Here is a 23,919-nt window from a genome sequence, read left to right as displayed (position 1 = left end):
GGGCGGAGTCGGCGATGACGAGGTCGGACGGCCCGGGGGACGGGAGGGACGAGGACCCCCGGGAGCCGCGCGAGCGGGACGAGCGGGACGAGGCCCAGGGCGGCGGGCCGGGGACGGACGGTGTCCGTTGGCACGGCGGGGTGGGCAATACCGGTGTCGCCTGGACTCCCGTCGGCCCGCATCCGTCCGGGGTGAACGAAGCCAATGAGGACGGGGACCGGGACCGGGCGGCGGAGGAAGCGGACGACGGCCCGTTCGAGATCGGCGGCGAGTTGTATCACAGCGCCTACGGCCGCAGTGCCGGTGCCGTCCTGCCGTACGACACCGGGGAGGCGGACGAGGGCCCTGGGTGGGACGGGCTGACGGCGCCCGACGACCGAGTCCCCGGCTTCGCCACTTTCACCGACGACGACTGGGCCGGTCTCCTGGCGGCCACAGACGCGCACGGTCCGCACGAGGTTCCCGAGCCGCCGCAGGTTCCGGAGCCTTCGGAGGTTCCCGAGCCGCCGCAGGTTCCGGAAGCTTCGGAGGTTCCCGAGCCGCCGCAGGTTCCGGAAGCTTCGGAGGTTCCCGAGCCGCCGCCCGTACCGGAACTCCCCTACCTTGCCGCGCCACTGGTCGCGCCGCCTCCGGACTTCGGGTCGTCGCGGCCCCCGCCCGGCCCGGCCGCTCTGTCGGCCGCCTCGGAGCCGCCGCGTACGGATCGGGACCCCGAGCCCGGTGCCGTACCGCCCCCGGCGCCCCTTCCCGGGGCCGCGCCCCCGCCCCCGTCCCCTTCGCCGTCCCCCTCCCCGCCCCCGGAACCCGGCGCCCGGATCGGGGAGTTGCTGGCCGTGCTGCGCGGCGCCGGGCGGAAGCTCGACGCCGAGCAGGCGCTCGACGTGCTGTGGCTGGCCCGGCTGCTGCCCGCCGGTGGCGACGGCGCCCCGATGGCCGTCCGGGCCGAGCCGTCGCCGAGCGCGCCCGCCGTCCCGGAACGGCCCGGACTCGGGGACGTCAAGGACCCGGCCGCGACCCCCGAGGACCGGCTGCCGCCCGGGTTCACGCCGCCCGCGCTCTACGCCTCGGCCCGGCAGCGGCCCGTGCCGCGCGCCCCGGCCGAACCGGAGCCGCGCCCGGCCGAGCCCCGGCCCCGGCCTGCCCTGCCGGTACTCGTCCCCGAGAGCAAGGCCCTCACCGACCAGCTCGAACTCGGCCGCGCGCTCCGCCCCCTGCGCCGCCGCCGGGCCAGCCGGGACCGGTTGGAGATCGATGTCGAACGTACGGTCTCGATGCTGGCGGAGACCCGGGTGCCCGATGTCGTCCAGCGCCCGGTCCGGGAGCGCTGGCTACGGCTGGCGCTGCTCGTCGACGACGGTCTGTCGATGCTGCTCTGGCACCGGCTCGGCGCCGAACTGCGCGGCCTGCTGGTCCGGCTCGGCGCCTTCGCGTCGCTCCGGGTCCACGGCCTCGACACCCGGGCCCGCGGCGGCCCCCGGCTGCGCGCCCGCCCGTTCCGCGAGGACAGCACGGAACTGCCGCTGACCGGCGTCAACGACCCGTCGGGCCGGACCCTGGTCCTGGTCGTCAGCGACGGTATGGGCCCCGCCTGGCGGACCGGCGACATGCACCGGCTGCTGCGTTCCTGGGCGACCCGGGGCCCGGTCGCCGTCGTCCACACCCTGCCGACGGAGATGTGGGATGCCTCCGGGATCCACGCCGACCGCTGGCGGGTGACGACCCGGGCCACCGGCGGCGCCAACACCTCGTGGGAGATCGCCGACCCGATCCTCCCCCGCGACCTCGCCGACTTCGACGGCGTACCCGTACCGGTCCTGGAATCCACCCCGCAGTCGCTCGCCCAGTGGTCCCGGCTGCTGGTCTCCCCCGGCACCACGGTCGATCTGTCGCTGCTCGCCCGGCCCAGCCGCCGTGCCCCGGTCGCCTCCGCCGTCTCCCTCGGCAGCGCCCAGCACTTCCGGGACGCGGCGACCCCGGAGGCGTACCGGCTGGCCGCGCATCTGGCCGCCGTCGCCCCGCTGTCGGTACCGGTGATGCGGCTGGTGCAGGAGGCGGTGCCGTGGCGGGCGGAGACCGCGCATCTGGCGGAGGTCTTCCTCGGCGGGCTGATCCGGCCGCACCCGGCGCCCGTCCCGGCCGGTGAACCGCTCCCCGCCAAACACCGGATCTTCGACTTCACGGAGGAGTCCAAGACGGCTCTGCTGGACGCCGTCCCGCAGGCCGAACTCCTGCTCACGGGCCGCCGGATCGGCCACCAGCTGGAACGGCTCGCGGGCCGCTCCCCGGATTTCCCCGCCTGGCTGGCCCATCCGTCGGGGATCGCGGACCTGCCCGCGGGCCGCCGCCCGTTCACCCATGTCGAACGGCGGCTGCTGAGCCGGTTCGGGGTGCCGCTCGACCCGTCGGCGCGGCGCCTCGCGCCCCCGTCGTCCCGGCCCGGGGACGGTACCGGCACCGAGGGCCCGAACGCGGGCGGCGGCTGGCGCCCCCTGCGCCCCGACGACCCCGAGCGGCTCGGCCCGTACCGGCTGTCGGGCCGGCGCCGCGGCCGGCGGACCGTCGTCTACCGGGGCGAGACCAGGACCGGCCGCAAGGCGGTCCTGCGGGTGCCCCGCCCCGATCTGCCCGCCGCCACCGCCCGGCTGATCGACGCCGAGGCGGAGGCCCTGACCCGGCTCGACGGGCGGTACGCCCCCGTACTGCTGGACCGGGGAACCGAGGACAGTACGCCCTGGCTGGCGATGACCCCGACGCGGAGGACGACGACGACACCGCCGCCGGGCCCGCGCAGCCGCCCCGGATCAGCGATCTGGTCGACGCGGCGGCCTACGACGGCCAGGCGCCCTTCGACACGCTGCCCGGTCTCTTCGCGGCCTGGCAGCTCGCCAGCGCCGTCGACGTCTGCCATGTGAACGGCCTGGTCCCGGCGGTACTGACGGCCGACAGCGTCTTCGTCCTGCGCCGCTCGATCGTGCTGGGCGATCTGTCGGACTGCGCGATCGACGGCGAGTACGCGGGTACGGGCCCGGTGCCGACGCCCGCCGACACCATGCCCGCCCTCGGCGAACTCCTCCAGACCATCAGTACCCGGGTGGGCGCGGGCGTCCCCGAGCTGCCCGAGGGGATGCACAAATGGCAGGGCGGCACCTGGGACCTGCTCCGCTCCTCCGTACTGCGCTGTCTCAGCCCGGTCGCCGAGCAGCGGCCGACCGCCGGTGAGCTGGCCGATCTGCTCTCCCGCTATCTCGCCATGCACCAGGTACGGGACGTCGGCGGCACCGGCCCCACCCGCCCGGCCGCCGAGGAGGGCGGGGACGAGGAACGGCCCCGGCTGGTCCTGCCCGAGGCCAGGCCCCGGCACGAGCTGATCCGGCTGGGCCGGTTCCAGGGCCGCGGCGGGCCGCGCCGGGCGGAGGACCGGGAGCTGCTGGAGTCGCTCCGCGCGCCGGTTCCGCACAGTGTGCGGCTGACGCTGACGGGCGGGCGGCTCTACGACGGCCGGGCCGCGTTCACCGCCGCCCTCGGGTCGCTGCTGGCGGTGGTGCGCGGGGAGCCGGTACTGGCGCTGGACGGGTCGCCGGAGGGCGGCGTACTGGAGCAGTGCCTGGTGGAGGGGCGGAATCCGGCGTCCTGGAAGGAGTTCGCCGGGCTGCCGGACGGGGCGTCGTACCGCGAGGTCAGAGGCCGTACGACGACCCTGCCGTCCGGTCTCGACATGGTGGCGCACCACCACGCGCGGACCTTCCGGGTGAATCCCAGCCACGCCCAGGAGTACATGCGGGTACTGGCCCTGACCGCGCCCCACTACTCCTTCGTCCTCACCGACTGGACCGGTGAGCTGGACAAAAGCTCCGTGGTGGTGCTGAACCACACGGACCGGCTGCTGGTCTTCTGCCATCTCGGCGCCCGGGCGGACGCCCAGAACACCCTGACCTGGCTGCGCCGGACCGGCCGGGAGGCGCTGGCGGAGCGGGCGCTGCTGGTGGTGATGGAGCCGATGGGCGGGGGAGTGGGCGCGACGGACCGGGCGTCGGCCGCCGAGTCGGCCCGGATATCGCCGGAACAGGTGGTGGCGGTGCCGTACGAGCCGCAGGCTCCGTACCGCTTCTGGGATCTGGCGAAGCTGCCGACGCCGACCGTACGCGGACTGCTGGCGGTGGCGAAGGCGCTGGTCAGCGACTTCTGAGCGGGCTGCGAGCGGCTTCTGGGAGAGTCGGTGGCGGGGCTTGCGGCCGGTCGGCGGCGTCGGCGGCGGCCCCTTATCCCGTGGTGGGCGGGCGCGCGGGGCGCCGTCGGGTCCAGGCTGGAATAGACCGAGGGAGGTACCCGTTGGTACGGTTAGTTCAACATTCAACCAACCGGGTCCACGACCCGGCCCGGGCCCACGGCCCGGAGAGCGAGCCGGGAGGCGAGCGACATGCAGTTCGGCATCTTCACCGTCGGTGATGTCACGACCGACCCCACCAACGGCAGCACGCCGACCGAGCACGAGCGGATCAAGGCGACCGTCGCCATCGCGCGGAAGGCCGAAGAGGTCGGACTGGACGTCTTCGCCACCGGCGAGCACCACAACCCGCCGTTCGTGCCGTCGTCGCCGACGACCCTGCTCGGCTATGTCGCGGCGCGGACCGAGAAGCTGATCCTGTCCACCTCGACGACCCTGATCACCACCAACGACCCGGTGAAGATCGCCGAGGACTACGCCTATCTCCAGCACCTGGCAGACGGCCGGGTCGACCTGATGATGGGCCGGGGCAACACCGGACCGGTCTATCCCTGGTTCGGGCAGGACATCCGGCAGGGCATCCCGCTCGCGATCGAGAACTACGCGCTTCTCCACAGGCTGTGGAGGGAGGACGTGGTCGACTGGGAGGGCAAGTTCCGTACCCCGCTCCAGTCGTTCACCTCGACCCCGCGCCCGCTCGACGGCGTACCGCCGTTCGTCTGGCACGGCTCCATCCGCTCCCCGGAGATCGCGGAACAGGCCGCGTACTACGGTGACGGCTTCTTCCACAACAACATCTTCTGGCCCATGTCCCACACCAAGAAGATGGTCGAGCTGTACCGGAAGCGGTACGCGCACTACGGGCACGGCACCCCCGAGCAGGCCATCGTCGGCCTCGGCGGCCATGTCTTCATGCGGAAGAACTCGCAGGACGCGGTCCGGGAGTTCCGCCCGTACTTCGACAACGCGCCGGTGTACGGCCACGGACCTTCGCTGGAGGACTTCAGCGAGCAGACGCCGCTGACCGTGGGATCGCCCCAGCAGGTGATCGAGCGGACCCTCTCCTTCCGGGAGGGCGTCGGGGACTACCAGCGGCAGTTGTTCCTGATGGACCACGCCGGACTGCCTCTGAAGACCGTGCTGGAGCAGCTCGACATCCTCGGCGAGGAGGTCGTCCCGGTGCTCCGCGAGGAGTTCGCCCGGCTGCGGCCGGAGGGCGTACCCGAGGCCGCGCCGCTGCACCCGGCGGTCGCGGCGACCCGGGACTGACGCGGAAGGGGTACGGGGCGGGGGCCATGTGGCCCCGCCCCGTACCCGGGACACCGAAGGCTTCGACCGGAAGCCTTCGACCGAGCCCGAAGAAGAAGTTCGACGAAGTTCGACGAAGTTCGACCAAGGAGGAAAGATCATGACCATGAGGCTGGTGGTCGTCTCGGCCGGGCTGAGCGTGCCGTCGTCGACCCGACTGCTCGCGGACCGGCTGACGGAATCGGCCCGCCGGTCCCTGGCCGAGGCCGGACGGACCGTCGACGTCGAGGTCGTCGAACTCCGCGAACTCGCGGTACCGATCGCGAACAACCTGGTCACCGGCTTCCCCCCGGCGCCTCTTGAGGAGGCGGCCGAGGCGGTCGCATCGGCGGACGGGCTGATCGTGGTGACCCCGGTCTTCTCGGCGTCGTACAGCGGACTGTTCAAGTCGTTCTTCGACCTGATCGAGCCCGGCGCGCTCACCGGCAAGCCGGTCCTGATCGGCGCGACCGGCGGAACCGCCCGGCACTCCCTGGTCCTGGAGCACGCGATGCGCCCGCTGTTCGCCTACCTCCGGGCCGAGACGGTGCCGACGGGCGTCTACGCGGCGTCCGAGGACTGGGGCGGCAGCGGCGACCCGCTGACCGACACCCTGCCGGAGCGGATCGACCGCGCGGGCGGCCAGCTCGCCCGGGCGATGTCCTTCCACCCGGCGCGGTCGTCGGCCGACGACACGGGCCTCGGCGGCTTCGACATCACGACGACCCTGGGCGCGCCCCGCACCCCGGAGCCGCCGCCCCCGGCCGCCGCGCCGTCGGAGCCGCCCGCCCCGGAGCCGCCGTCCCCGCCCGTCGCGCCGTCGGAGCCGCCCGCCCCGGCGACGCTGCCGCGCTCCTGACGGCCGTAGCCGGTCCCGCCCGGGGTTGCTCGCGCAGTTCCGCCACCTATGCCTTCGGCGCTGGGGGACCCCAGCGCCTTGGCTCTTCGGGGCGTCGCCCACTACCCGGGTCGCGCCCGGCGACTTGATGTGGCCGGCGGCCCGCGCGCCGTCCGTGGCTTGTCGCGCAGTTCCCCGCCCCTCAAAGCTCTCCCCGGCCTCGGCCTGGAAGAGGGTCCCGCCCTCGGTGAGAGGGGCCGGTCTCTTCCCGAGGGCGGTGAGAAGGGCAATCCAGGTGGCGCTGGGGGTCCCCCACTGCCGAAGGCATGGGGGGCGGGACCGCGCGAACAGCCCGGCACGGGCCGCAGTCCGAGAACGGCGCGCGGTCTCCGGGCGGGGCGGGACACACCCCTCGCGCCTCGGCCCGGCATGTGGTCCGCACCGACCCCTATTCCGACCCCGCCGACCCCCCGACCCGTGAACACGCCCAGTGCCCCTGCGCATTGACGGCCCGGGCTCCTATCGTTTGGGGCATGACCACTGCACTGATCGGGCGGGATCACCCGGCCGCCGTCCTCCGGGCGGAGATCCGGCGGGCGGCGGACAGCCACGGCGGACTGGCTCTGGTCACCGGTGAGCCGGGGATCGGCAAGACGTCCCTGGTCACCGACGCCGCCGAGGAGGCCCGGCGGCGCGGCGCGCTGGTGCTCAGCGGTACCTGCTGGGATTCCGAAAGCGCCCCCGGCTACTGGCCGTGGGTCCAGATCATCCGCTCCCTGCGCCGGGCCGACGGCGACACCTGGGACACCGTGGAGAAGGCGGCCGGCGGGCGCCTCACCGCTCTTCTCGGTGAGGACCCGATGGCCCGTAAGCCCTCGCCCGCCGAGTCGCACGACGCGTTCCCGCTCTACGACGCCGTGACGACCGCCCTCGTCACCGCCGCCGAACGGCGCCCGCTCGTCGTCGTACTCGACGATCTGCACTGGGCGGACCCGGCCACCCTCAAGCTGCTCGCCTTCGCGGCCCAGCACACCTGGTACGAGCGGATCCTGCTGATCGGCGCCTACCGGGACGCCGAGGTCGAGGCCCCCGACCACCCCCTGCGGCCCCTGCTGTCGCCGCTGGCCTCCCGCGCGTCGGTGACCCTGCGGCTCACCGGGCTCGACCGGGCCGGCGTGGGCGCGCTGATCACCCTCTTCACCGGGGTCGAGCCGGAGGGCCGGGTCGTCGACGAGGTGCACCGCAGCTCCGGCGGCAACCCGTTCTTCATCGAGCAGACCGTACGGAACTGGTCCGGTGACGCCCCCGAGCCGCCCGTGTCGCCCACCGCCCCCGGGTCCATGACGTCAATGACGGCCAGCCCGCCCGGCACGGTCGCGCCCGGTGTCCGGGAGGCCGTACGCCGCCGGATAGCCCCGCTCCCGGACGCCGTGACGGAGCTGCTGAAGTCGGCCGCGGTCATCGGGCCCGAGTTCCACCGCCAGGTGCTGGCGTCGGCCACCGGCGTCCCCGTACCGCATGCCGACCGGCTGCTGGCCAGGGCCGTGGCCGCCCGGCTGGTCGTGGCCCGCCCCGGCGGCCACTTCACCTTCGCCCACGACCTCGTACGGGAAACCCTCTACGAGGAGCTGGACGAACCCGCGCGGCAGGACCGTCACGCCGCCCTGGCCCGGCTCGCCGACACCGTCCCGGGGCTCCCCGACAGGGCCGTCGTCCCGGCGCTCCGCCAGAGCCTCGCCCTCACCGAACTCGCCCGGCACGCCTATCTCGCGGACCAGCGGATCCCCGCCGCCCGCCGGATCGAACTGCTGCGGGCCGCGGGCGCCGACGCCTCCGGACGGCTCGCGATCGACGAGGCCGTGGGCCACTACCGCCGGGCCCTGGAGGTCGCGGTCGACGACCCCCGCGCCTTCACGATGACCTGTCTCGACCTCGCCATCGAGCTGCGGCAGAGCGGCGACCTGGCCCAGTCGTGGCGGATGTTCGACCAGGCCATCGCCCGCGCCCGGGAGATCGGCGACATCGAACTGCTGGCCCGGGCCGCGGTCACCATCCACCAGTACGACTTCGGCGCCGGCACCACCTTCGGCGCGGGCCGCCAGACGGGCGCGCTGCTCCGGGAGGTACACGCCGCGATCGTCGGCGACCCGCCCGATCTGCGACCCGTCGCGCTCTCCTCCGACGAGATCGCCCGCGAACTCGCGATCCGGCTCACCGCCGCCGCCCGCCGCACCGCCGACGACGATCTCCTCGCCTTCTCCCTCTGGGCCCGCCACGACACGATCTGGGGCCTGGGCACCGCCCGCGAACGGCTGGCGCTCACCGACGAGATGGAGGTGGTCGCCCGGCGCATCGGCGCCCGCGAGATGGAGTTGCTCGCCTCCTCGATGCGCTGGGTCAGCATGCTGGAGCTGGGGGACCCCCGCTACCACGACCAGTTCCGTGACTTCAGCGGACTGGTCGAACGGGCCGGGCTCCGCCGCTTCGAGATCTCCCGCACCATGGACAAGGCGCTCGTCGCCTCCTTCACGGGCCGGTTCGACGACGCCATGCGGCACTCCGCCGAAGTCGACGAGCTGAAGGAGGACCATGTCGTCTTCTGGTACGTCTCCGTCCACATGCTCTGGTCCATGCTGCTCCTCCAGGGCCGGTTCGAGGACGCCAGGGGCGCCGTCGACACCATGACGGAGATGGGACACCCCTTTCCGCAGCTCGCGATGGGGGTGACGGCGGCCGAGACCGGTGACGTGACCCTCGCGCTCCGGATGGACGACGAGATGACCGCCCTCATCGAGTCGCTGCCCCGCCTCTTCACCCCGCTGCGGATGCGGCTACGGGCCCAGGCCGCGGCGGTCTCCGGCGACCCGGCCCGGATCGCCGCCAGCCGGGCCGAACTCGGCCGGCACCGGGGCCAGTGGATCGTCGCCTTCTACGGCTGCGACCTCGGCGGCCCGGTCGATCTCTGGCTCGGCCTGGTGGAAGCCGCCGCGGGCGACCGGGAGCAGGCGATCGCGTACCTCACCAAGGCATGGCACTCGGCCGACCGGATGCGGGCCCGGCCCTGGTCGGTCCGGGCCCGGGCGGAGCTGCTGAAGGTCCTGGGGGACGAGGCGCCCGCGGAACTGTCGGAGAGCGTACGCCGGGAGGCACGGGAGCTACGACTCCGCCACCTGCTCCCGGGCCCCGCCGAGCCGCCCGCCGCGCCGTCCGCCGAGGCATTCGCTGCCGGCCAGGGCTCCGCCGGCCAGGGCTCCGCCTTCCGGCGGGAGGGCGCCGTCTGGGCCCTGCACTTCGCGGGCCGCTCCATCCACGTCCCCGACGCCAAGGGGCTCCGCGATCTGCACACCCTGCTGACCCACGCGGGCCGGGAGATCGCCGCGGTCCGGCTGCTCGCCCCCGACGGCGGCGACACGGTCGTCGCGGCCCGCTCCCTGGGCGGCGACCCCGTCCTCGACGACGAGGCCAAGGCCCGCTACCGGGACCGCCTGGACCTCCTCGACGACGAGATCGACCGGGCGGCGGCCCGCGGCGACGCGCCCCGGGCGGCCGAGTTCACCCGGGAACGGGACGCGCTCCTCGACGAACTGCGCAAAGCCGCGGGCCTCGGCGGCCGCACCCGCCGCCTGGGCGACGAGGCGGAACGCGCCCGCAAGACGGTGACGGCCCGGATCCGGGACACCCTGCGCCGCCTGGACCGCCTCCACCCGGAACTGGCGACCCACCTCCGCGCCTCCCTCACCACCGGCACCCACTGCGCCTACCACCCCACACCCCCCGTCCCCTGGACCCTCTGACCATTCCCCGCCGCGAGAGCATTCAGGGGCGCGGTGAACTGCGCGACAAGCCACTCACGGTCCGCAGACCGCGAACATGCTCAGGCCGCCGGGCGCCGGCCCGGGTACGGCGACCCGGAGGGCCGAGGCGCGGGGGCCCCGACACCACGAAGACCCCGCACCTCGCGGCACGGGGTCTCCACGTCGAACGGCAATGCCCTGACTACGCCGGCTTCGCGGGCTCCTCCAGACGCGGGAACAGCACCGCGCCCTTCGTCACCGTGGATCCCACCGGCAGCAGGCCCCACTCGCCCGCCTCGCCGACCCGCTGGCCGGCCAGCGCGCCGAGCGTCGGCTCCGCGCCGAGGGAGTCCCACAGCGCCTGCGACGTACGCGGCATCACGGGGTTCAGCAGTACGGCCACCCCGCGCAGCGCCTCCGCCGCCGTGTAGAGGATCGTCGCCAGCCGGGCCTGTCCCGCCTCGGACGTGTCCTTCGCTACCTTCCACGGCTCCTGCTCGGTGAGGTAGCCGTTGACCTGCTTGACGAAGTCGAAGATCGCCAGGATGCCGCCCTGGAAGTCCAGCTCGTCGCCGATCTTCCGGTCCGCCTCGGCGACGGCCTTCGCCAGTCCGTCCCGTACGGCCCGCTCCGCGTCGCCCGGCGCCGTCGCCTCCGGCAGTTCCCCGCCGAAGTACTTGCCGATCATCGCGGCGACCCGGGACGCCAGGTTGCCGTAGTCGTTGGCCAGCTCACTGGTGTAGCGGGCGGTGAAGTCCTCCCACGAGAAGGAGCCGTCCTGGCCGAAGGCGATGGCCCGCAGGAAGTACCAGCGGTAGGCGTCGACCCCGAAGTGGGACGTCAGGTCCTGCGGCTTGATCCCGGTGAGGTTGGACTTCGACATCTTCTCGCCGCCGACCATCAGCCACCCGTTGGCCGCGACCCGCCCCGGCACCGGCAGCCCGTTGGCCATCAGCATCGCGGGCCAGATGATCGCGTGGAAGCGGAGGATGTCCTTGCCGACGAGGTGCACGTTCGCGGGGAACGTCGCCGCGAACTTCTCCGGGTTCTCGTTGTAGCCGACGGCCGTGGCGTAGTTCAGGAGCGCGTCGACCCAGACGTAGATGACATGCTTCTCGTCCCACGGGATCTTGATGCCCCAGTCGAACGTGGACCGGGAGATCGACAGGTCCTGAAGGCCCTGCTTGACGAAGTTGACGACCTCGTTGCGGGCCGACTCCGGCTGGATGAAGCCCGGGTTGGCCTCGTAGAACTCCAGCAGCTTGGGACCGTACTCGCTCAGCTTGAAGAAGTAGTTCTCCTCCTTCAGCAGCTCGACCGGCTTCTTGTGGATGGGGCAGAGCTTCTGCCCCGCGTACTCGCCCTCGCCGTCGATCAGATCGCCGGGGAGCTTGTACTCCTCACAGCCCACGCAGTACGGGCCCTCGTAGCCGCCCTGGTAGATCTCGCCCTTGTCGTACAGGTCCTGGACGAACTCCTGCACCCGGTCGGTGTGCCGCTTCTCCGTGGTCCGGATGAAGTCGTCGTTCGCGATCTCCAGATGCTCCCAGAGGGGCTTCCACGCCTCCTCGACGAGCTTGTCGCACCACTCCTGCGGGCTGACGCCGTTCGCCTCCGCGGTACGCATGATCTTCTGACCGTGCTCGTCCGTGCCGGTGAGGTACCACACCTTCTCGCCCCGCTGGCGGTGCCAGCGGGTGAGCACGTCGCCTGCGACGGTCGTATAGGCGTGGCCCAGGTGAGGAGCGTCGTTGACGTAGTAGATGGGGGTCGAGACGTAGTACGCCTTCGCCCCCTGCTTCTCGGATCCAGTGGCCGCCATGACCGGAATCCTACCGACCCCGGAGCACCCCCTCCGCCGGGTTTACGGGCCGGGGACCGGCCGTGACCGGGCGGCGCCGGAGGGTGCGAAACATCGGCGAAACACGGTCCGGCGTAGAAAGCACGCATCCTGGGGGAGACATGCCGCAAATCTGAACGGATGGGGACAGTGTCATGCGGGTACTCGTCGCGGAGGACGAGCAGGTTCTGGCCGAGCTGGTCGCCACGGGGCTGCGCCGGGCGGGATTCGCCGTGGACACCGTCTACAGCGGTGACGCGGCCCTCGCCTACCTCGGCCTCCACGACTACGACGTCGTCGTCCTCGACCGCGACCTCCCCCGGGTCCACGGCGATCGGGTCGCCCGCGAACTGGTCGCCTCGGGGGCGCGGACCCGGATCCTGATGCTGACCGCGTCCTCGTCCGCCGAGGACCGGGTCGCGGGGCTCGACCTGGGCGCGGACGACTATCTCGGCAAGCCCTTCGACTTCCCCGAGCTGGTCTCCCGGGTCCGGGCACTGCGCCGCCGCAGCGCCCGGCTGGTGCCGCCCCGGCTGGAGAAGCACGGCATCCGGCTGGACACGGTCCGCCGGATCGCCGACCGGGAGGGGCGGGAGCTGGAACTCTCGCCGAAGGAGTTCGCGGTCCTCCAGATCCTGCTGGAGGCGGACGGCGCGCTGGTCTCCGCCGAGGAACTGCTGGAACGGGCCTGGGACGCGCATACGGATCCGTTCACGGGCGCGGTCCGGGTCTGTATGAGCAAGCTGCGGTCGAAGCTGGGGGAGCCGTCGGTGATCCGTACGGTGCAGGGTGTGGGGTACGCGCTGTGACCGGCGGCGACGGTGGGCTGGGCGGTCCCGGCGGTTCCGGCGGATTCAGCGGATTTAGCAGTTCCGGTTCTGCTGGTTCCGGTGGCCGTGGATGGCCTGCGCGGCTGACACGGTGGCTGACGCGCCCCCTGGTCCGGGTGGGCCGGGCGGGGCGGCGGATCACCCGGCGGCTCCCGGCGCCGTCGGCCCGTACCCGGATAGCCCTGATCTTCGGCGCGGTCTTCCTCGTCCTCGGCGGCACCCTGCTGACCGTGGTCAATCTGCTCTCCAGCGCCGGTACGCAGACGGAGGCGGCGGCGATCGCCGAACGGTCGGAGTATCTGCCCGCCGTCCTCAAGGAGTACCGGGAGACGAGAGAAACGGCAGAGCCCGGCGGGTCCGCCGAGAACGGCGGCACCGCGACACAGGGCCCTGGCCCGGGCCCGGGTCAGGGCCAGGGGCAGGGGCCGGTCTCCGGGATGGAGCTGGACGCGGTGCTCGCGGACCGGCTCACAGACAACGTCAGCGATGTCGCCTCGCAGCAGATGTTCTTCTGGTCGATGATCGCGCTGCTGGTCACGGCGTTGTGCGCGGTCGCCGTCGGCTGGTGGACGGCGGGCCGGGTACTCCGCCCGGTCCATGCGATGACCGCGAAGGCACGGCAGCTCTCCGCCCGTACGCTCCATGAACGCATCGGCCCCGACAGCGGGCCCGACGACGAGCTGAGGGAGCTGGGCGACACCCTGGACGCGCTCCTCGGACGGCTGGAGAAGGCGTTCGACGGTCAGCGCCGCTTCATCGCCAACGCCTCCCACGAACTGCGCACCCCACTGGCCACCCAGCGGACCGCGATCCAGGTCGGCCTCGACGCGGCGGCCGGCCCGGAGGAGCTGGCGGCGGCGAAGACCGTCCTGCTGGAGAGCAACCGCCGCAGCGAGCGGCTGATCGAGGGGCTGCTGATGCTGGCACGCGGCGAACGCGGCCTGGAGGACGCCGACGACGTCGACTGGGCGGAGGTGGTCACGGAGGAGGCGGCCCGGCACGACGTCCGGGCCGAGATCCGCCCGGCCGGGCGGCCCCCGGTGGTCCGGGGCAACCGTCCGCTGCTGACCCAGCTCGTCCGCAACCTGGTCGCGAACGCGGTGATGTACAACGTGCCCGGCGGCACGGTGACCGTGACCGTCTCCGGCGGCGTACTGACCGTGGAGAACACGGGCCCGGTGATCGCGGCGGCGGACGTCCCGGCGCTCTTCGAACCGTTCCGCCGGGGCGAGGGCCGCGACCGTATGGGCCCCGGCGCCGGCCTCGGCCTCTCGATCGTCCGCTCCATCACCGATGCCCACGGCGGTACCACCGTCGCCCGCCCCGGCCCCTCGGGCGGGCTCACCATCACGGTCGCCCTGCCCCTCCGCCCTCCCGCGTAGCACCGGGAGAGAGACGGGAGGAACCGTACGCGGCCCGCCGGGCGACCGGCCCCTACATCACTGCCACCGCCACCGGCACGCTGTCACTCCGGCACCCCGGCACTCCGGTGCCTCGATGCCCCGGCACTTCGGTGCCCGTCAGCGCCGCCAGGACGACAGCAGCCCGTCGAACAGCTCCGCGTCCGGGAGATCCTTCGGCACCGGCCCCGCGTGGAAGAAGCCGACGTTCGCCGCCCCGTCCCCACCGTCCGAGGTCAGCTTGCGCAGATAGTCGAACGCCTTCGCCTCGTACTCCCCGAAGGCCACGAACTGCCAGAACACCGGCCGGTCGGCCGCCGCCGCGAGTGCGGCGGTGGAGGCGGTACGCGACTCGGGCGCGCCGTCGGTCTGGAAGACGACGAGGGCGGGCGCGCCGGGGTCGTCGCTCCTGGCGTGCAGGGCGAGGACCTCCTCGACGGCGAGGTGGTAGTTGGTCCGCCCCATCCGCCCGAGGGACGCGTGCAGCTCGTCGATCCGGTTCTCGTACGTCTCGCCGGTCAGCTCCCCGACCCCGTCGATCTCGGTGGAGAAGAACACCACCCCGACCCGGGCCCGACCGAGCTGCTCGGCCAAGGCCAGCGTCTGCTCGCCGAGCCGCTGGGCGCTGCCGTCCTTGAAGTACCCGCGCATGGATCCGGACCGGTCCAGTACGAGATACACGGACGCGGTCACCCCTTCCAGCCCGGCCCGCGCGACGGCCGCCTGAGCGGCGGAGTGATCCTTGGTGACACCCCCCGCGACAGCGACGACGGAAGCCTCGGCCTCGACGGTCTCGGCGACGGTCACGGCAGCGGCCTCGGGCTCCTCGGCCCTCTCCGCCTTCTCCGCCTCGACGTCCGCAGCGACGGCAGGTGCTTCAGCCTCTTCCGCCTCTTCGGGCTCGGCGACGGCATCGGCGACAACGGGAGCGTCGGCCTCGACGGTCTCCGCGACGGCCGGGGCTTCCGCTTCCGCGGTCTCCGTGACGGCAGCGGCCTCCGGCTGGTCGTCGGCCTTCTCCGGCTCGATGGTCTCGGCGACGACGACCGGGGCTTCCGCCTGGACGGTCTCCGCCGCGACCGGCGTCTCCGGCTCCTCGGCCTCGGCAACAGCAGCCTTCTCCGGCTCGTCGGCCTTGTCCGCTTCCACGGTCTCCGCGACGGCCGGGGCTTCCGCTTCCGCGGTCTCCGTGACGGCAGCGGCCTCCGGCTGGTCGTCGGCCTTCTCCGGCTCGATCGTCTCGGCGTTCTCGGCGTTCTCGGCGACGGCAGGCGCTTCCGCCGCCACGGCCTTGTCCGCCTCCTCTACGGTCTCCGCCACGGCGGCAGGGGCTTCGGCCTCTTCGGCTTCAACGGCCGCCTTCTCGGCCTCCACCGGCTCCGCCAGCTCTGCGGTCTCCGCGACGGCAGGCGTGGGTTCATCGCTCGCGGACGGGCCGGTGGACGGGCCGGGCTCGGGCTCCGGTTCCGTACGGGTCTGTGCGGGCACGGAGACCGTCGGTGGCCGCGGGTTGTCGAACGCGGCCGACACCAGATCCGCCGCCCGCTCCTCCGGAGACTCGGACCCCGCCTCGGCACCGCCCTCGCCACCGGCCCCGCGCACGGCGGATTCCGGCCGCGCCCCGGCCTCCGCCTCAACCACGGACTTCGGCGCCGGGACCTCCGAGGCTTCCGGGACCTCGGCGGTCGCGGATGCCGCCACCTCGGTCGTCTTCGGCTCCGCGGCCTGCTCCGGCTCCGCGGTCGCCACGGCCGAGGCCGCCACCGACGGCACCGGTGCGGCTTCCGCCGCCCGCTCCGATCCGCCGGGCGCGCCCGCCGACGACGACGCTGCCGACGACGACGCCGAAGCATCGGCCGCTACAGCCTCCGAACTGGATGTCCCGGTCGAGGCCGTGCCGGTCGAGGGCGTCTCCGGCTCCGTGGCCGGTTCCACCCGCTCGGACTGCGCCGGAACCGTGGCCGCCGACCCGCTGGGCTCCGAGCGGTCACGGCCGAACACCTTGCGCAGCAAACTCCGAATGCCCATGAGCGAGCCCTTTCGCATGAGTTGAGTGCGGTGATTGTCCACGCTTGGTCCAGGCTGTCCCAGTCGTGTCCTGGTCAGGGCGGACACGTAAGGTTAGCCGCCGCCCCCGACACCGCCCGTTCCCGGCGGCCTTCCCGTACGGTACGGCTCCCGCGACCGCCTTCCACGGCCGCCCTTCCGCCACTGTCTCCCGTCACCGGCGTCCGCGACCACCGCCCGTCCCCCGCCTGTCACCCGCCTTCCGTCACCCGCATCCCGCGAACACCTTTCGTCACCCGTCACCCGTCACCCGTCTCCCGGGCGCCCGTGGGACATCTTTCCGGCCCGCCCCACCCGCCCCCACCTCCTCCCCGGCACGGATTCATCCCCCGTTCACCCGACGTCCGCCGTTTTGCACACGTTCCCCCTTAACGTCACGCCCGGAGAGATTCCGACACGCTGTCGGCGCGGTGCGCGCCGGAGGAGGACGAAGTGCGCAAGCTGCTGCCCCTGTTGAGCGCCGCACCCCATGCCGGTGGCCGTTCGGCCCTGACCTGCCGCTATCGCTGTGGCGACGCCTGTTTCCGGGAGGTGCCGAACACCAGCGACAACGAGTACGCCGGGGACGTCATCGCGAGCGCTCTGTCGCGCCGCTCGATGGTGCGCGCGGCGGCCGTGGTGACCGTCGCGGCGGCGGCCGGGGCCGCGACCGTGGCGGGACCGGGCGGCGGGGGCGCCACGGCGGTCGCCGCCCCGGCCGGTCACCCGGGCAAGGGCCACGGTCACGGCAACAAGCCGGGTGCCGGGGGCGACGGGGCGCGCGGGTTGCGCTTCGAGCCCGTCGCGCCCAATACGGACGACAAGGTGACCGTCCCGTCCGGCTATACCCAGGGCATCGTGATCCGCTGGGGCGATCCGATCCTGCGGGGCGCGCCCGCGTTCGACGCGTCGCGGCAGACCGCGAAGGCGCAGGCGGGCCAGTTCGGCTACAACAACGACTTCCTGTCCCTGCTGCCGCTCCCGGGCGAGCGGGGCCGTCAGGTGCTGGTGGCCAACCACGAGTACACGGACGAGGTGCTGATGTTCCGGGGGTACGACCCGGAGAACCCGACCCGTGAGCAGGTGGAGATCGCCTGGGCGGCGCACGGCCTGTCGGTGGTCGTGGTGGAGGAGGAGCGACGGTCCGGGCGGCTGACCCCGGTGACCCGGCACCACCTCAACCGGCGGCTCACCGCGACCAGCCCGTTCCGGCTCACGGGCCCGGCGGCGGGCGGCGCGCTGCTGCGGACCTCGGCGGACCCGACCGGGCGGCAGGTGCTGGGCACGCTCAACAACTGCGCGGGCGGCGAAACCCCCTGGGGCACGACCCTCCACGGCGAGGAGAACTTCGACCAGTACTTCGCCAACGGCTCCAGCGCCACCGACAAGCGGTACGGCATCGGCACCGGCGCCACCGAACGCAAGTGGGAGCGGTTCGACAAGCGCTTCGACGTGGCGCGGGAGCCCCAGGAGTCGCACCGCTTCGGCTGGGTCGTCGAGCTGGACCCGTACGACCCCGACTTCACCCCGCGCAAGCGGACCGCTCTCGGCCGGTTCAAGCACGAGGCGGCGCAGCCGAGACTGACGGACGACGGCCGCCCGGTGGTCTACATGGGCGACGACGAACGCTTCGACTACTTCTACAAGTTCGTCTCCTCGAAGCGGATGATGCCGGGCAAGTCGCGGGCCGCCCGTGAGCACAACCGCACCCTGCTCGACGAGGGCACCCTCTATGTCGCCAAGCTCAGCGGCGACAGCCCGGTCTCCGAGATCGACGGCTCGGGCAGGCTCCCCGCCGACGGCGAGTTCGACGGTTCCGGCGTCTGGATCCCCCTGGCCACCGGGAACACCTCCCACGTCCCGGGGATGACCGCCGAGGAGGTGTACGTCTTCACCCGGCTCGCCGGTGACAAGGTCGGCGCCACCAAGATGGACCGGCCCGAGGACGTCGAACCCTCGCCGCGTACCGGCCGGGTGTATGTGGCGCTGACCAACAACACCGACCGGGGCAAGGCGGGCAAGCCCGGTGCGGACGAGGCCAATCCGCGCAACCTCAACAAGCACGGCCAGATCCTCGAACTCGCCGAGAACTGGGACGACCCGGCGGGCGACGGCTTCGCCTGGCGGCTCTTCCTGGTGGCGGGCGACCCCAAGGACCCCGCCACCTACTACGCGGGCTTCCCGAAGGAGCGGGTCAGCCCGATCTCCTGCCCGGACAATGTGGCCTTCGACCCGCACGGCAATCTGTGGATCTCCACCGACGGCAACAAGCTGGGCTCCCACGACGGTCTGTACGGCGTGGCGACGCACGGCGACCGGCGCGGTGAGCTGAAGCAGTTCCTTACGGTGCCGAAGGGCGCGGAGACCTGCGGCCCGGTGATCCAGGAACGCCGGGTACTCGTCGCGGTCCAGCACCCCGGCGAGATCGACGGCGCGTCGGTCGAGCACCCCGCGAGCGCCTGGCCCGACGGCCCGGGCCGGCTCGTCCGCCCGGCGGTCGTCGCGGTCTGGCGCGAGGACGGCCGGGACATCGGCGCCTGACCCCGCCCACCCCGCCTGCCCTGCCCGCCGCGTCCGTCCCGCCCGACCCGCCCGGCCGTACGCTCCAGGCAGGCCCGTCCGTCCCGCTTGACCCGCCCGGCCGTCCGTGCCCGGGCGGGTCCCCGGACCCGGGCGATTCCCCTGATCCGGGCCGGGCCCACCGCCCGGCCCGTAACCCGGCTCACTGCCGGGCCCACCGCCCCGACCCGGCGGCCCCGCCTTTTCCTCTTCCTCGTCCATCCGGTCCCGTCCCTCCTCTCTCTTCTCCCGTCTCGTGCCTCTGTCTCCCGGCTGTCTCCCGGTCCGGGCCACCGCGCGGAAAACCCAGCCGCCCGGCGCCCGTCACCGGCGTAGGGTCGGGGCATGGCAAACCAGGGCCCGAGCACCGCACCCCCTCCGTCCGGCGAGGCCGTCCGCGTCGATGCCTGGATCTGGTCCGTACGCCTTACCAAGACCCGCTCCCAGGCCGCCGCCGCCTGCAAGGCCGGGCACGTCCGGGTCAACGGCGAGCGGGTCAAGCCCGCCCACACCGTCAAACCCGGCGACCGGATCCGTCTCTTCCACGAGGGCCGGGAGCGGCTGGTCCTCGTTACGAAGATCATCCGTAAGCGGGTGGGCGCGCCGGTGGCCGTGCAGTGCTACGAGGACAACAGCCCGCCGCCCCCGCCGAGGGAGTTCACCGCCCCGATCGCCGTACGCGACCGGGGCACCGGCCGCCCCACCAAGCGGGACCGCCGGGAGATGGAGCGCCTGGCCCGCCGCCACACCGAAGGCCACGGCGGCCATCCCGCCCCCGACGCCTGACCTCGACGCCTGACCTCGACGCCTGACCTCGGCGCCTGCCCCGTCCGCCCGGTGGGCCCGGCCCACCAGCGCCCGGCCCCGGCCGCCACTGCGACCGCGCCCTTGTCCGACTGCCGACTGCCGCTTACCGTCTGCCGTCTACCGCGTCTCGTGCAGTTCCAGCTCCGTCACCAGGGCCCGGTGGTCGGTGTCCGCGATCTCCACGAAGCGGGCCTTGCGGGCCGAGAACTCCTTGCTGATCAGGACATGGTCGATCTGGGTCCCGAGCGGGCGGCTCACCATCGTCGGCCACGAGGGGGTACGGGACGCGCCCCCGAGCGCGGCGGCCGACCGGAGCCCGCCCGCGTCGAGTATCCGCCGGAAGGCGGCATGGTCCTGACCGGCGTTGAAGTCACCGGCGAAAATCCCGGGAGAGCCCTTCGCCTCCGCCGCGTACGTACGCATCCGGCTCAGCTCCCGCCGCCAGTCGTCCATACCGCTGGGGACCGGCGGCAGCGGATGCGCGAGCTGCACATTGACCTCCCGGCCCGCGATCGTGGCGACGGAGCCCGGCATCGCCAGGGTCGACTCGATTCCCGGGCCCTTGCGCAACGGGTACTTGCTGAGGATCGCCGAGCCGAAGGCGAGCTTGCCCTCCACCACATTCCGGTACGGGTAGTCGGCCATGGGCACCTCGGCCGCCAGCCCCCGCGAGCACTCCTCGGCGCACTCCGTCACGAAGACCAGGTCCGGCCGCTCCCGTTCGATCAGGGCCAGCAGCCCCTTCGTCCCATTGCCGAACTCCACGTTCGAGGTGAGGACCTCCACCTTGGCTATGACCTTCCCGGAGGGTCGGTCGGCCAGCCCGGTGTCGTACGGCCGGACGAACCAGCCCGTGACGGCGAGCACCACGGCCGCCCAGATCATCCCCGGCACCCAGCGGGCCAGCACCATCAGCAGCAGCGCCGTCCCCGCGGGCACCAGCAGCCACGGCAGGAAGGCGAGGAGCTGCGGGATCGGAGTCGTCAGATCGGTATCGGCCGCCCGGCAGGCGACGACCACGGTCGGCACGATCAGCAGCAGCGCCGCTGTCCACCCGGCGACCCGGCGGCCCGTGCCGCCGCCCCGGGGCCGGTCGTGGTCGTCGAGGGGTGGGTCCGCCTGGTCCCCGGCGTCCTCCGCCGCCGTCGAGATGGCGCTGTCCATTACGGCCTCCGGTCATACGCGAGCCGCTGCTCGGCATCGCTGTCGGTCATTGAAGAAACTGAAGAAGCTCAAAAGCTGAGGAACTGAAGAAACTGAGTAACCGAGGAACTGAGAAGGAGGCATCGGCCCCGGTCAGGACCTCGACACCGCTCCCGGCGCCGCCCCCTCATCCGTATCGAACTCCAGTCTCCGCGACATCGTGCCCGCCCGGCCGCCCATGGCGTCAACTCGCCGCTTCCGTAGCCTCACCCTCCGCTTTCCCCGCCTCTGTAACCCGTTCCGCCCCACTGGCCCGCCCCGCCTCACCAGTCCTCCACCCTGTCGCCCCTCACCGCCCGTCCGCGCCGCCCTCGGCCCCCGCGCCGCCCTCGGCCCCCGCGCCGCCCTCGGCCCCCGCGCCGTCCGCGCCACTCGCGGCACGCCCGAGGCGGCGGCCACGGCGGCGGCCGCGATAGACCGCGGCCACCACCAGCGCCCCACCCCCCACCAGGCACCAGGCCGTGATCCACAGCGACGCGGTCAGCGCGTCGACGGCGGCACCTGCGGCGGGCCGGTAGAGCCGTAGCGCCGGATCGTCCAGCGCCAGCCGGCGCGCCAGGGCGACCACGGCCAGCAGCAGTGCCCCGCCCACCGCCAGGGCCACCGCCAGCTCGGGCACCCTGCGCGGCGCCGCCACCAGGGCGGATACCGCCAGCAGCAGGGTCAGCAGCGGAAGCGCCACCCCGGCGCTCTGCAATCCGTCGAAGAGTTCGCGCGCCACCCCCAGCCGCTCCGACTCCAGGACCACGATCCGGGTGTCGCCCACCGGAATCCGATCCGCGTACGGGACGCCGTCCCTGCTCAGCCGGGCCTTCAACTCCTCCGTCACCGGGGCCAGGTCGATACTCGCCGTACTCCCGTCATAGCCGGTCAGCGCCTTCTCGACGGCGGTGTGCGCGGCCTGGTTCACCGAGTTCCACGCCGTGCGGTAGGCGTCCGTCGTCGCGAAGGACAGCACGGCGTCGTGTACCAGCGCCCACAGCTCGGCGTCCCCGGTACGGTCCCCCGCACCATTCCCGCTACCGGTCCCGATGCCGGTCCCGGAACCGACATCGGAACCGGCATCTGAACGAGTACCGGAGTCCGTACCGCCGCCGGAGTCGTCCAGCCGCCCGCCGAGCCGGGCCAGCACCTCGTCCGCGATCCGGTCCGCGATCACATCCCCCACCTCGCGGTCGGCCGCCAGCGGGGCCATCGCGGTGACATAGCCGTCGGCGTCGCCGATCTCCCGGTCCGCCCACACGGCGAGCGCGCTCAGCGGGGTCAGCACGGCGACGAGGGCGATCAGGACGGTCGACAGGAGGCTCCGCACCCCTCCAGGGAAAGCGCCCCCGCGCCTCGGCGCGACCGGGCCCGGGCCGTACGAGTTGCCGGGACCGGGGAGCGGGTGTGACCTGGGAGGAGGACGCGGCGGTACGACGTACCGCCGTCCCCGCGTGGGAAGGAGCGCCCACCATGGCCGCACCAGCAGCAACGCCCGCCCGGCACCATCACGGAGCCCGTTGGGTACGGGCCTCGGGCTCGACCCTCTCCTGGGCCGTACCCCTCTTCCTCGGCGCGTTCTTCGGCTTCTACGCCGGCTTCCTGCGCCGTACCGGAACAGCCGTGAACTGGTGGGACGTCCTTTTCGGCGTGGTCGCGGGCGTCGTCTTCGCGGGACTGGTCTACGGCCTCGGCCGGATCCAGGGCGCGATGATCCAGGAGGTGCGGGCCATCTCGTACGGCGCGCTGGCCGGTGCCGCCGTCGGCTTTCTGCACAGCCTGACCGGTGACAGCGTCCTGAACTCCACCGGTATCGGCCTGGCCGTCGGCCTGGCGACGGGCGTGGCGTCCTTCTACGTCTTCCACACCAGGGAGCCGTAACCCTCTGCCGGCCCCGCGGGGCTCCCCTGCCCCGGCTCCGCGAGGCCGCGCCTCGCACCGCCCCCGGCCGTCGTCGCGCGATCGCCAGATCCGATCTGGCGACCGCGCGGCCACGTCTCGCGCCTTCCGTACGAGGGGCTGACCGGCAAGGCGGCCGACGGGCGAGGGAGTCGGAGATGGGCAAGGTACGGGCAGAGGGGCAGGCGCGGCAGCCGCACGGTTCGCAGACGGAACGCGAACCGGAATCAGAACCGGAACTTGAATCGGACCGGCCGCCGACGCCCCGGCGTGAGAGCCGAGAGGCTCACACGGACCCCGGCGTCCCGGACGGCCCCGAGAGCCGTGAGAACTCCGAGACCCGTGAGAGCCCCGAGGGCCGCACCCGCCGGGGCGTCCGTACGGCGCCCGATCTCACCGGGGACGGGTCCGGCGGCTGGTCGGGCGACGCCGAGGAAGCCGGGGAATGGGACTGGGACATCCCCGAGGAGTGGAGTGTCCGGGACCGCTGGGAGCAGACACGCCCGGCCCGGACGGACCGGACCTTACTGCCGCTGCGGGTCGCCGTGATCATCGGCAGTACCCGGGAGGGCCGGGTCGGGGAACGGATCGCGCACTGGTTCACCGAGCGCGCGTCGGCCCGGAAGGACCTGCGGCTGAGGGTCGTCGACCTGATCGACTTCGACTTCCCCGCGCACTACCCGGACCGGGCCACGACATCCATGCGGACGTTCACGAACCTGATCGCGGAGGCGGAGGCGTATGTCGTCGTCACGCCCGAGTACAACCGCTCGTACCCGGCGTCCCTGAAGCAGGCGATCGACTTCGCCTACGACGAGTGGCAGGCCAAACCGGTCGCGTTCGTCAGCTACGGGCACGGTTCCTGTGGACTGCACGCGGTGGAGCACCTGCGCTCCGTCTTCACGGAGCTGCACACCGTGACGCTCCGCAACGGGGTGGCGATCAACCTCCTCGACGAGCCGCTGACCGGCCGGGACCGTTCCATCGCCCTGATGCTGGACCAGCTGGGCTGGTGGGGTACGGCCCTGCGGGCGGCACGCGCGGCGCGACCGTACGTCTCCTGACCGCCCCGGCCTCCCGTCCCCGGCCGCCTCGCCCCGGCCCCCCGTCCCGGCCCGGCCGTCGCCCCTCCGTGTTCAGGACCCCGCCTTCCCTCGGGATCCGGGACGGAGACGCGACCAGATCCCGGGCCGGGCCCGGAGCGGGGGG

General features: G+C 73.2%; 16 protein-coding genes. 12 read left to right on the top strand and 4 right to left on the bottom strand.

The annotated features are described in order from the left end of the window. Positions 1 to 14: 14 nt before the first annotated feature. From ABZ714_RS23360 to ABZ714_RS23340, 5 genes are all read left to right on the top strand, one after another. On the top strand, positions 15 to 2,912 hold the full coding sequence (locus tag ABZ714_RS23360; RefSeq protein ID WP_358827243.1) for an SAV_2336 N-terminal domain-related protein: 2,898 nt from the start codon (positions 15 to 17) through the stop codon (positions 2,910 to 2,912). After that, positions 2,909 to 4,186, top strand: a complete 1,278-nt coding sequence (locus ABZ714_RS23355) for a hypothetical protein (protein WP_358827242.1) — start codon at positions 2,909 to 2,911, stop codon at positions 4,184 to 4,186. Before ABZ714_RS23360 ends, ABZ714_RS23355 begins: the two co-directional genes overlap by 4 nt. Positions 4,187 to 4,417: 231 nt before the next feature. Continuing rightward, positions 4,418 to 5,494, top strand: a complete 1,077-nt coding sequence (locus ABZ714_RS23350) for an LLM class flavin-dependent oxidoreductase (RefSeq protein WP_358827241.1) — start codon at positions 4,418 to 4,420, stop codon at positions 5,492 to 5,494. Positions 5,495 to 5,633: 139 nt separating this feature from the next. Next, entirely contained in the window at positions 5,634 to 6,371 is a 738-nt protein-coding gene (locus ABZ714_RS23345; RefSeq protein WP_358827240.1) for an FMN reductase, read from the top strand. A gap of 512 nt (positions 6,372 to 6,883) precedes the next feature. Next, positions 6,884 to 10,144 carry an AAA family ATPase gene (locus tag ABZ714_RS23340; protein ID WP_358827239.1) on the top strand — a complete coding sequence of 1,087 codons (3,261 nt, stop codon included), beginning with the start codon at positions 6,884 to 6,886 and terminating at the stop codon, positions 10,142 to 10,144. 202 nt (positions 10,145 to 10,346) lie between these two features. On the opposite strand, the gene metG is transcribed toward ABZ714_RS23340, so the two are convergent. Next, the gene (metG, locus tag ABZ714_RS23335; RefSeq protein WP_358827238.1) at positions 10,347 to 11,966 is read right to left on the bottom strand and encodes a methionine--tRNA ligase; all 1,620 of its coding nucleotides are present in this window, start codon (positions 11,964 to 11,966) and stop codon (positions 10,347 to 10,349) included. A 173-nt stretch (positions 11,967 to 12,139) separates the two neighbouring features. On the opposite strand from metG, the gene ABZ714_RS23330 reads away from it, so the two are divergent. Beyond that, entirely contained in the window at positions 12,140 to 12,793 is a 654-nt protein-coding gene (locus ABZ714_RS23330; RefSeq protein ID WP_358827237.1) for a response regulator transcription factor, read from the top strand. Between the two features lie 137 nt (positions 12,794 to 12,930). After that, positions 12,931 to 14,196: a HAMP domain-containing sensor histidine kinase gene (locus ABZ714_RS23325; RefSeq protein ID WP_358827236.1), complete on the top strand. Its 1,266-nt coding sequence runs from the start codon at positions 12,931 to 12,933 to the stop codon at positions 14,194 to 14,196. A 138-nt stretch (positions 14,197 to 14,334) separates the two neighbouring features. On the opposite strand, the gene ABZ714_RS23320 is transcribed toward ABZ714_RS23325, so the two are convergent. Next, entirely contained in the window at positions 14,335 to 15,702 is a 1,368-nt protein-coding gene (locus tag ABZ714_RS23320) for a VWA domain-containing protein (protein ID WP_358827235.1), read from the bottom strand. A 22-nt stretch (positions 15,703 to 15,724) separates the two neighbouring features. Here ABZ714_RS23320 and ABZ714_RS23315 point away from each other — a divergent pair, with 22 nt between their 5' ends. The 3 genes from ABZ714_RS23315 (at position 15,725) to ABZ714_RS23305 (ending at position 19,605) form a co-directional block, all read left to right on the top strand. Beyond that, entirely contained in the window at positions 15,725 to 16,267 is a 543-nt protein-coding gene (locus ABZ714_RS23315; RefSeq protein WP_358827234.1) for a hypothetical protein, read from the top strand. Between the two features lie 446 nt (positions 16,268 to 16,713). Further along, positions 16,714 to 18,801: a PhoX family protein gene (locus ABZ714_RS23310; protein ID WP_358827233.1), complete on the top strand. Its 2,088-nt coding sequence runs from the start codon at positions 16,714 to 16,716 to the stop codon at positions 18,799 to 18,801. A gap of 363 nt (positions 18,802 to 19,164) precedes the next feature. Further along, positions 19,165 to 19,605 carry an RNA-binding S4 domain-containing protein gene (locus ABZ714_RS23305; RefSeq protein WP_358827232.1) on the top strand — a complete coding sequence of 147 codons (441 nt, stop codon included), beginning with the start codon at positions 19,165 to 19,167 and terminating at the stop codon, positions 19,603 to 19,605. Between the two features lie 138 nt (positions 19,606 to 19,743). Here ABZ714_RS23305 and ABZ714_RS23300 read toward each other — a convergent pair whose 3' ends face one another. Together ABZ714_RS23300 and ABZ714_RS23295 are read right to left on the bottom strand one after the other, a co-directional pair. Next, the gene (locus ABZ714_RS23300) at positions 19,744 to 20,790 is read right to left on the bottom strand and encodes an endonuclease/exonuclease/phosphatase family protein (protein WP_358827231.1); all 1,047 of its coding nucleotides are present in this window, start codon (positions 20,788 to 20,790) and stop codon (positions 19,744 to 19,746) included. Positions 20,791 to 21,118: 328 nt separating this feature from the next. Further along, positions 21,119 to 22,141 (bottom strand): hypothetical protein, encoded by a 1,023-nt coding sequence (locus ABZ714_RS23295; protein ID WP_358827230.1) that lies wholly within the window; start codon positions 22,139 to 22,141, stop codon positions 21,119 to 21,121. 77 nt (positions 22,142 to 22,218) lie between these two features. On the opposite strand from ABZ714_RS23295, the gene ABZ714_RS23290 reads away from it, so the two are divergent. Beyond that, the gene (locus ABZ714_RS23290) at positions 22,219 to 22,692 is read left to right on the top strand and encodes a hypothetical protein (protein WP_358827229.1); all 474 of its coding nucleotides are present in this window, start codon (positions 22,219 to 22,221) and stop codon (positions 22,690 to 22,692) included. Positions 22,693 to 23,237: 545 nt separating this feature from the next. Next, a complete protein-coding gene (locus ABZ714_RS23285; RefSeq protein ID WP_358827273.1) occupies positions 23,238 to 23,774 on the top strand; it encodes an NAD(P)H-dependent oxidoreductase in 537 nt (178 codons plus the stop codon). Positions 23,775 to 23,919 lie beyond the last annotated feature (145 nt).

The organism is Streptomyces sp. NPDC006798, assembly GCF_040635975.1.
Classification (GTDB): Bacteria; Actinomycetota; Actinomycetes; order Streptomycetales; family Streptomycetaceae; genus Streptomyces.
This window is presented reverse-complemented; position numbering and strand designations above follow the sequence as displayed.